Genomic DNA, 9,870 nt, shown 5'->3' on the forward strand with positions numbered 1-9,870 from the left:
ATGCAAAATCATTCCGAAATCGCCGAGTTTCTTTGGAAAATCGCTGACCTTATTAAAGACGATTACGACGCCAAAAGTTACGAAGACGTTATTCTGCCGTTCACCTTGTTACGGCGTCTGGATTGTGTGTTGCAACCCAACCGGCAGGCGGTGCGTGAGGCGGCGGAAAAATACCAAACTGCACCTGAACAAACTCGCGATGCCTTGTTGATGAGAGCCGCCGGGCAGAAGTTTTACAACACGTCTGAATATTCGCTGGAAGAATTGATTCGCCGACCTGCGGATATTGTGCCGAATTTTTCTGCGTACCTTGCAGGGTTCTCGACCAACGTAAAAGACATTCTTTACAACTTTTCCGGTGGTGAAGAAAAAGGCTTGTCGCCCATTTATGAAACGCTGGTGCGTAAACGGCTGATTCTTAAAATTACCCAGGCGTTCTCTGAAATTGATTTGTCGCCGGAAAATGTTGATAACCACGGCATGGGGACTATTTTTGAATACCTGATCCGTAAGTTTAAAGAAGCCAGTAATGAAGCTGCCGGGCAGTTTTACACGCCGCGCGATATTATCCGCTTGATGGTTAAACTGATGTTTGAGCCAGACCGCGCCAAGCTTGCCAAAGAAAGTTTGGTGGGTATTTATGATCCGGCCTGTGGCACGGGCGGTATGTTGACCATTGCCAAGGAGCATTTACTGGCCGGTATTAATCCGTCGCTGGAAGTGTATCTTTATGGCCAGGAGTTAAACGAAAAAACCTACGCGATTGCGAAAGCTGATATGTTGATGAAGGGCGAAGACCCGGAAAACATCAAACGCGAAAATACCCTAAGCCATGACTTATTGCCGGGTAAGCAATTTAATTACATGCTGTCCAATCCGCCTTTTGGCAAGGACTGGAAAAACATTCGTGATGAAATCGAAGCCGAACATGAAATGGGCGCGGCCGGGCGTTATGGGCCGGGATTGCCGGATGTGGGCGATGGTGCCATGCTGTTTCTGTTACACAAACTCAGCAAAATGGCGCCGCAAGGCTCCAAGATTGCCCTCATTTTTAACGGCTCGCCGCTGTTTAACGGTGATGCCGGTAGCGGCCCCAGTAATATCCGCAAATATATTTTGGAGCATGACTGGTTAGATGCCATTGTTGCACTGCCTAATGACCTGTTTTATAACACCGGTATTGCCACTTACATCTGGCTGATCAATAACCGCAAACCTGCCGAACGACTGAACAAGGTGCAGTTGATTAATGCCACCAGTGCCGATTTTTACACCATGCAACGGCGTAATCTGGGCAAAAAACGGGTGGAAATCAGTGAAGATCAGTCCGCCAGTATTCTGGGTATCTACGAGGCGTTTGCAGAAAGTCAGGTCAGCAAGATTTTTGATACTACCGATTTTGGCTATACCAAAGTCTGTGTCGAACGCCCGCTCCGTTTGCGTTTTGATTTAAGCGAGGCGCAACGTCAACGTCTGCAATTTGATACTACCGTGCTCAAGCTAAAAGACGACCGGGCGCAAGAATTGGCTACCGTTTTGGAAACGCTGGCGGAACAAGCACCGTACTATAACGACCGGGCCTTCTTTACGGCACTGAATAAAGCGCTGCCATGGAAACCGGCCGCTGGTTTGGTGAAGGTGATACGCGCTGTTTTAAGCGAACGGGATGAAGCCGCCGAACAGGTGCTGGATGCCGATGACAAGCCTGTCCCTGATACGACGCTGCGGGATTTTGAGAATGTGCCGCTGAAAGATGATATTGACGCCTATTTTATCCGCGAAGTGTTGCCGCATGTACCCGATGCCTGGATGGACAGAGACAAGGATAAGGTCGGTTACGAAATCAGCTTTACCAAATATTTTTACGAATATACACCCCTGCGTTCCACCACAGATATTGCCGCTGAATTGCTGGCATTGGATGACGAGACGGAAAATTTGTTAAGAGAGATTGTGAAGGCATGAAGGTTGATCTTCCAACTACGAATCATTGGCCGCGAGTGCCACTAAAACACCATGTTCGTGTGGTTAGCGGCTACCCGTTTGACTCTACAAAATTTAATTTCAGCCAAGGAACGCGGCTTGTTCGCATCCGTGATTTACTCAATCAAAATGGCGAAGTCCTTCTGACAACTCAGAATGTTCCAGAAGCAGAAATCAAAGATGGTGATCTGCTCATTGGCATGGACGGTGACTTCAACTTGGCCGAGTGGCAAAGTGGTTTGGCGTTTCTTAACCAGCGCGTATGCAAACTCATTCCCCGCGCCACAGCTGAGCCTAGATTTCTTCGTTATGTCTTGCCTTATCACCTGAAGAATATCAACGATGTTACCTATTCGACGACGGTCAAACACATTTCGACTTTCGATATTGGTAATATTTTACTTAGTTTTCCGTCAACGGCGGAGCAGCGGCTGATCGCCGCATATTTGGACGAGCAGACGGCAAAGATTGACCAACTGATGGACATGCGGCGACGGCAGATGGCTTTGCTCAAGGAGCAGCGGGCGGCACTGATTCAGGAAGCCGTTACCCGTGGCCTTAATCCTAATGTCCCAATGAAAGACTCCGGTTTGCCGTGGCTTGGAGAGATTCCAGCGCATTGGGAGCAAACAAGAGCAAAGTTTGTCAGTAAGATTTTTATTCCACAAAGAAATAAGCCCGATTTGAATGAGGATGAAGGTTATTACTGGGTAACAATGGAAGAAATGGCTCGACCTATCATTGATTCAGCGACTTACAGGGTTTCTGATACGGCTTCAATTATCTCAGGTTCACGAATTCTTCCTTGTGGATCTGTAATAGCAAGCTGTGTTGGTAATTTTGGTGCAGCTTCCATCAATGCGATACTTGTCATTATTAATCAGCAACTACAAGCGTTTATTCCTCATCGAATTAATAACGAATTTTTGAGACTTCTTGTAACCATATCTGCACCATACTTTGAGAAGATTGCCACAGCGGCAACTTTGGTCTATGTGAATCAGACTGGATTTGCGAATCTTCCTGTTCCTTTGCCACCAGTAGATGAGCAAATCGGTATTATTGATTTTATTACCTCAGAAAGTAAGAAGTTCGATACTCTCCACGCTTCCTACACCCGCCAACTCACCCTGCTAACCGAATACCGCGCCGCACTCATCCACGAATGCGTAACCGGCCAGCGTAGCGTACCTGAGACAAGCAACGCATGAACACGCAAGAACTCACTGCTTTGCTGGACAGGTTGCGTGCCGAGCCGCATGAATCAGAGTGGTTGGAGTTTAAAGCTAACCGTTTTGAGCCGCAGGCCTTGGGTGATTACCTTTCTGCGCTGGCCAATTCTGCTTGTCTATTGGGTAAACCGCGTGCTTATCTGGTATTTGGCATTGAGGATGGCAGTCATGCGGTGGTGGGTACGCGTTTTGATCCCAGTGCGGAAACGGTAAAAGGCAAAGAGGGTAAAAATAACCAGTTGTTGCCGTTATGGCTGTCACTGGGTTTACATCCTAATACCGGCTTTGAGATTCACCCGTTTAGCTATCAGGGCCAACAGGTCGTGCTGTTTGAAATACATCCTGCCTTTGATCAACCGGTCAGATTTTACGGTAAGGCATCTATCCGCGATGGTTCCAGCAAAACCGAACTGGCACGCTACCCGGAAAAACAACGGCAAATCTGGCAACGCCGTGTGGATTGGAGTGCCCAAGTCTGTGAACAGGCAACCTTGAGTGATCTTGATCCGGCTGCGATAACCAAGGCACGCACCGAATATAAAACCAAGTTTCCTTCCAAGAAGGATCAGGTAACTGATTGGGATGATGGCACTTTTTTAAATAAAACCAAATTGACGATTCATGGTGCCGTTACAAATGCGGCTTTGTTGTTGCTGGGCTTGCCGGAATCATCGTCGTTGTTATCCCCTGCGGTCGCGCGGATTACTTGGTTATTGAAGAACGAGCGCAACGAAGATCAGGATTATGAACATTTTGAGCCGCCTTTTATACTGAATGTAGATAAAGTGCTGGCGCGTATTCGTAACTTGACGGTGCGGGAGTTACCCAGTGGCACACTGTTTCCCATGGAAATGTCGCAATATGACCCGTGGGTTATTCGCGAAGCCTTGCATAATTGTATCGCCCATCAGGATTACGGTTTATGTGGACGCATTCAGGTGGTGGAAACACCGCACAGATTGATCTTGACTAATTTGGGCGGCTTTTTACCGGGACGTGTGGAGACGGTTATTGAGCAGGATGCGCCCCTGGAAATTTACCGTAACCGCTTTCTTGCGGAAGCGATGGTTAATTTGAATATGATTGACACCCAAGGCGGCGGTATTAAACGCATGTTTCAAGCGCAACGAAAGCGCTTTTTTCCCTTGCCGGATTATGATCTTTCGCAACCAGAACGGGTCGTTTTAAACCTGCAAGGCCGTATTCTGGATGAGCGTTATACCCGTTTATTGATGAGCAGAACTGATCTGGATTTAAGCACGATTATGCTCTTGGACAGGGTGCAAAAAGGCCAAGCCATATCGGCCAGCGACAATAAACGCTTAAAGGCCGCTAATCTGGTAGAAGGTCGTTTTCCAAATCTTGTTGTGTCTGCGGCGATTGCGTCCGTTACCGGCCAAAAGGCTAAGCATATTAGTGATCGGGGTTTCGATAATGCCTATTACCGGGATCTGATCGTGAAAATTGTAAGCGAGCACCAACCCGTATCGCGTGAAGACATCGACCGATTATTGTTGGGCAAGTTGCCAGAAGTCTTGAGTATTGACCAAAAGCTAACCAAGATACACAACTTGTTAACGTCATTGTCGGGTAAATATATTGTTAATAAGGGGACGCGTCAACAATCCCAATGGGTTTTGTTTAAAGACGACGATTAAACAATGCCAACACCTTTTAAAACAATGAAATTATATAAAAACAGTTTTATTTTCAATTTGTTATCTTTGTTTATTTATGAAAAATAACAACTAAGCAGCCTATAAAATAATCAATAGGGAAATGATTTTAAAGCTCTCGTTATGGTTGGTACGGGTAGTTGGTCTTTGGTATGCCTGCTTTGAAGTTGGCTATTTTGATTCGGTAAACTTGCTTGATAACAAGTCGTTTTGATGTGACTTTGATTGTTTCGTTAGTTAAGGGAAAGCGATTTCCCTTAACTAACGAACAAGATAAGTAAAGGTTGTTGTGCAGTTACCTGCGTATTGTTTATTGCTTAATAACCAACAAGAAAAAACAAAGAAAAAACCAAGAAAAAAACAATAAGGCACGCCCAACCCATTGTAGTTATGATGGTTTTGTATAGCTACCAGGCTTGTAAATTAAGTCTGGTAGCCATGCGCTATTAGCAACAGGAAGCAAAATGGCAAAGATAAATCCCGTAAATGAAGCGGCCTTTGAAGATGTAGTAATGGCAACATTGACTGCAAGTCCTTTGTATTGTGTTCGCGATGCCAAGCATTTTGATGCGGCAAAGCTTCTGGATGTTGAACAATTGTGGGACTTTGTCGAAGCGACCCAACCCCAAGAGTTGGCCAAGTTGCACAAACAGTTTCCTGATGCACCGCGTGAGGCACTGGCGGCACATGTCACGGGGTTAATCCAGAAACGCGGCACCTTGGAGGTGTTGCGCAACGGGGTATCGTTTAATGGCATTAATCTGCAATTGGCTTATTTTCGTCCGTCTGCCGGTGGCAACCAAGCGCATCAGGCCGGTTATGAAGGCAACCGTTTTGCGGTGATGCGGCAAGTGCATTTTTCTACCAAGACACCGGATCAGTCAGCGGATGTGGTGATTTTTCTTAATGGTTTGCCGATTGTATCGGTGGAGCTTAAAAACCATTTTACCGGTCAAAACGTGCAACAGGCTATCGCCCAATATCGGCGACGTGATAAACATGAACCGTTCTGGAAACGGTGTTTGGTGCATTTTGCCGTCGATGATGATGCAGCGTTTATGAGCACCTACATTGCCGGAGCGGAGACCGGTTTTTTGCCTTTTAACCGCGACACGAATAACCCGATTATTGATGGCCACTTTGCCTCCAGTTATTTGTGGAGCAACTTTATTGATGAAGATGGTGAGGTGCAGCCGGGTATTTGGCAGGCAGATTCTTTATTGTTGTTGATTCAGAATTATTTACACGCCGAACGCGACGAGAAAACCGGTAAAGAAAAATTTATCTTTCCACGCTTTCATCAGTTTCAGGTGGTGCGCAAGTTGCTGGCTCATGCGAAAACACATGGCAGTGGACACAATTATTTGGTTCAGCACAGTGCAGGTTCGGGTAAATCAAATAGTATTGCCTGGCTGGCACATCAATTGGCTAATTTGTGCGGGGCTGACGGGCAACCGGTATTTGATAGTGTTATTGTGATTACTGACCGGCGGGTACTGGATAGGCAACTGCAAGACACCATTAAACAATTTGAGAAATAAAAGGCGTGGTGACGCCCATTCGTAATGGCGCGAGACAGCTAACCCAAGCCCTGGATCGCGGTGATAAGATTGTTATTTCTACGCTGCAAAAATTTGGCTTTGTGGGTGAGCTGGCAAAGATGTCGGGTAAGCGTTTTGCTGTGGTCGTGGATGAGGCGCATAGCTCGCAAACCGGCGAAGGTGTTAAAGAGCTTAAACTGGTATTGACCAGTGATGAGGATTTAAAAAAAGCGCTGGATCGGGATGATGAAGGGGACGTTGTAGACCCTATCGAATATGAATTGGAAAAGATTCAGAAGGCGCGGCAGAAACTTCCGCATTTGTCATTTTTTGCCTTTACTGCCACCCCTAAAGACAAGACGCTGGAGTTGTTTGGGGTGCCGGATAAGGGCGTTAAAAAAGGTTTCAGGCCTTTTCATCAATACAGCATGCGTCAGGCGATTGCTGAAGGATTTATTCTGGATGTGCTGGAAAGTTATACCACTTACAAAACCTATTTTGAGCTTATCGAAAACGAGAAAGCCGAAAGTGAAATGGAGGTGGAGAAGCTGAAAGCGAGAAGGCTGATGCTGAAATACGTAGACCAGCATGAGTTTGCCATCAAGCGTAAAGCGCATATTATTATCGATCATTTTACTCGCAATACGGCGTATAAGATTGGCGGACAGGCCAAGGCTATGGTGGTAACGCATTCGCGGGCTCATGCCGTGCGTTATAAGCAAGAGCTGGATAAGGTATTGAGTGAGCAGGGTTTAAATTTTGGTGTGCTGGTGGCATTTTCCGGCACGGTAATCATTAACGAGCAAAAGTACACCGAAGAGGCTATGAACCCGCCAGGTTCGGGTGATATTGCCGAGGCGTTTAAGAGTCCGGTGCAGCGTATTTTGGTGGTCGCGAACAAATACCAGACGGGTTACGATCAGCCACTATTGCATACCATGTATGTGGACAAAAAACTGGGCGGCGTGGCAGCCGTGCAGACTTTAAGCCGCCTTAATCGTACTTTTTTACCGCTTAAGCAAGATACCATGGTACTGGATTTTGTTAATGAACAAAAAGATATCGAGGCATCGTTTCAGGATTACTATCAGCGTACCGAACTGGAAGGCGCCACCGATCCGAATAAGCTCAGCAACCTGAAATATACATTGGAGCAGATGCACGTTTTTACAGCCGAGGATCTGGTGGAATTTGTCGATTTATTTGTGGTGAAAAAAGTAAAGTCAGAGAAGTTGCAGCCTTTTTTCCAACGTATTGTCACTGGTAAAGGCAGTGATGGCAGCATTATAAGAAACAATTACTACGACAACCTTGCTTCCGAACACCTTGGGAAAAAGGATTACGAAAAGCTGAAGGCCGCCGCCAAGGACAAGTTTCGTAAAGAAATCGGGCGCTATGTGAAGCAATACAGTTTTATTAGTCAGATTATGACCTTTACCGATACCGCGCTGGAAAAGTTTTATCTGTTTGCCAAACTGCTGCTACGGCAATTACCGTATGAAACACAAACCTTGCCGATGGAAGTGATGGAAATGATCGATATGGACAAGTACCGTGTCCAAGAGGAGCAGAATGGCTGTATTACGTTAAAGCATGAAGATGGTATTTTGGAACCATCATCAGACGATGGTCACCGTGATGGCGAGCCTGATATGGAAAAGCTCAAACTGATCGTCAAGAAATTGAATGAGGATTTTGGTATTCCCTTTGAAGAAGCTGACCGGGTGATGAGTGCCATTAAAGCCAAGTTGGAGGAAGATGATGGCCTGCGTGCCGCTTTTAAAACCAACAGCATCGAATTCTTGCGCAAGCAAAAATTACAGGACAGTATCAAGGAAGCGTTTTTAAGCAATGCCGATGAGTTTTTAAGCTTTATGTCGAAAACCGAGACGGATAGCGGTTTTGGGAAATTCTTTTTCTCGGAAATGTTTAATTGGTATGAGGGAAGTATGAAGGCTGGGAAGTCATCTATTGAATAGGGATGGTTTTAGATTCGGAGTTAATTAATTTATAGAACAGTTTGTTCTATAAGTCTTTCTGTCTTTGGTATACATGGCTTACAGATTAAATATCGATTAAAAGCTCACTTACAATTGGAGATTTAATGAAACTTATTTTTACAAAAAGTTATGAAGAACTAAAAGAACTGCTTTCTGTAATAGGCGGTGTGTGGGATGAGTCACAAAAAAATAAAAAAATACTGCGTTTAAATGGCGGTGTAATGAACTGGTACGAAAGTACTGGGACTATTCAATTCCAAGGAGGGGAAGAAGGAAGCCAATATTTAGAAAGTAATGTTAAATCAGCTTTATATCCTGATGAATTCCCCTGCGTAAGTAAAATAAACCCAGTATCCATAGAAAATAATGAAACAGATACCCCCAAGAAAGAAGAATCAATTTCACATGATATTACTAACAAATATTTAAGTGGAAATTTTGATTGTTCTGAAATAATAATTGGAATAGTAAGTGCAGTAGGAACAGAGACAGCTCGAGTTATAACTCCACTCACAGACAGGCTTAAACGTTTTGGTTACAAGGTCGAAGAAATCAAAGTCTCATCATTACTAAATAGCCTTGCAATAGCAGATGAGTATAGTCGAATAAAAAATTTAATGGATAAGGGGGATAATCTTCGAGAAAGTACAAAAAACAATGCCATATTGGCGTATGGTTCAGCAAAATTAATAAAAGAAAAAAGGGGTAAAGAAAAAACAGCTTACATTATTAACTCTCTGAAGCACCCTGATGAAGTTGAAATATTGCGGAAAATTTATGGACAAGGCTTTTATCTTTTTGGCGTGCATGCTGATAAAAAGCGACGACTCCATTATTTGATTAATGATAAAGGATTAACTAACGCCCAAGCAACTGAGTTAACTGATATTGATGAAGATGAAAAAATTCCACATGGACAACGAACAAGGGATACATACCACTTATCAGATTTTTTTATAAACTTTGGTAAAAATGATGACCAAGTTAAGAATACAGTTCAACGTTTTCTTGAGTTGATGTTTTCTCATCCTTATAAAAATCCAACTTTTGATGAATTTTCGATGTTTATGGCATTTTCTAGCTCTGTAAGATCAGGGGATTTATCTCGTCAAGTTGGCGCAGTTATTGCGAAAAATCAACAAATAGTTGCTACTGGTGCAAATGAATGTCCTGTTTCTGGCGGTGGGCTCTACTGGGCGGTAATGGATGGAGAAAGTGGAAATGTCATTGATAAGATGGATGGCAAGGATTATATGAGAAATGAGGATTCAAATAAAGCAGAACAAAATGAAATAATCCGTAGCATCCTTGCTAGGTTCTGTTGACGTTTCACCTCAGCCATAAAAGCACCGAGGAAAATGACAGCATCCCCATGTAATTAATAGCTTTTTTCTCATATCGTGTAGCAATTCTGCGATAGTGCTTGAGTTTACCAAAC

The 9,870-nt window shown here is 44.4% G+C and carries 6 protein-coding genes and 1 pseudogene; 6 read left to right on the plus strand and 1 reads right to left on the minus strand.

What is annotated here, in order from left to right; translation table 11 throughout:
- The 6 genes from N7974_RS15770 to N7974_RS15795 all read left to right on the plus strand — a co-directional run bounded on the left by N7974_RS15770 (position 1) and on the right by N7974_RS15795 (position 9,757).
- Entirely contained in the window at positions 1-1,965 is a 1,965-nt protein-coding gene (locus N7974_RS15770; RefSeq protein ID WP_262966547.1) for a type I restriction-modification system subunit M, read from the plus strand.
- The gene (locus N7974_RS15775; protein WP_262966548.1) at positions 1,962-3,194 is read left to right on the plus strand and encodes a restriction endonuclease subunit S; all 1,233 of its coding nucleotides are present in this window, start codon (positions 1,962-1,964) and stop codon (positions 3,192-3,194) included. Before N7974_RS15770 ends, N7974_RS15775 begins: the two co-directional genes overlap by 4 nt.
- Positions 3,191-4,873, plus strand: coding sequence for an RNA-binding domain-containing protein (locus tag N7974_RS15780; RefSeq protein WP_262966549.1), 1,683 nt, complete (start codon positions 3,191-3,193; stop codon positions 4,871-4,873). Before N7974_RS15775 ends, N7974_RS15780 begins: the two co-directional genes overlap by 4 nt.
- Positions 4,874-5,355: 482 nt before the next feature.
- A complete protein-coding gene (locus tag N7974_RS15785) occupies positions 5,356-6,432 on the plus strand; it encodes a type I restriction endonuclease (protein ID WP_262966550.1) in 1,077 nt (358 codons plus the stop codon).
- An 8-nt stretch (positions 6,433-6,440) separates the two neighbouring features.
- Positions 6,441-8,411, plus strand: a complete 1,971-nt coding sequence (locus N7974_RS15790; protein ID WP_262966551.1) for a type I restriction enzyme subunit R domain-containing protein — start codon at positions 6,441-6,443, stop codon at positions 8,409-8,411.
- A gap of 125 nt (positions 8,412-8,536) precedes the next feature.
- On the plus strand, positions 8,537-9,757 hold the full coding sequence (locus N7974_RS15795; protein ID WP_262966552.1) for a hypothetical protein: 1,221 nt from the start codon (positions 8,537-8,539) through the stop codon (positions 9,755-9,757).
- A 4-nt stretch (positions 9,758-9,761) separates the two neighbouring features.
- On the opposite strand, the pseudogene N7974_RS20905 reads toward N7974_RS15795, so the two are convergent.
- Positions 9,762-9,870: pseudogene (locus N7974_RS20905) on the minus strand (IS5 family transposase); the annotation flags it as partial.

The organism is Methylobacter psychrophilus, assembly GCF_025583945.1.
Lineage (GTDB): Bacteria > Pseudomonadota > Gammaproteobacteria > Methylococcales > Methylomonadaceae > Methylobacter_C > Methylobacter_C psychrophilus.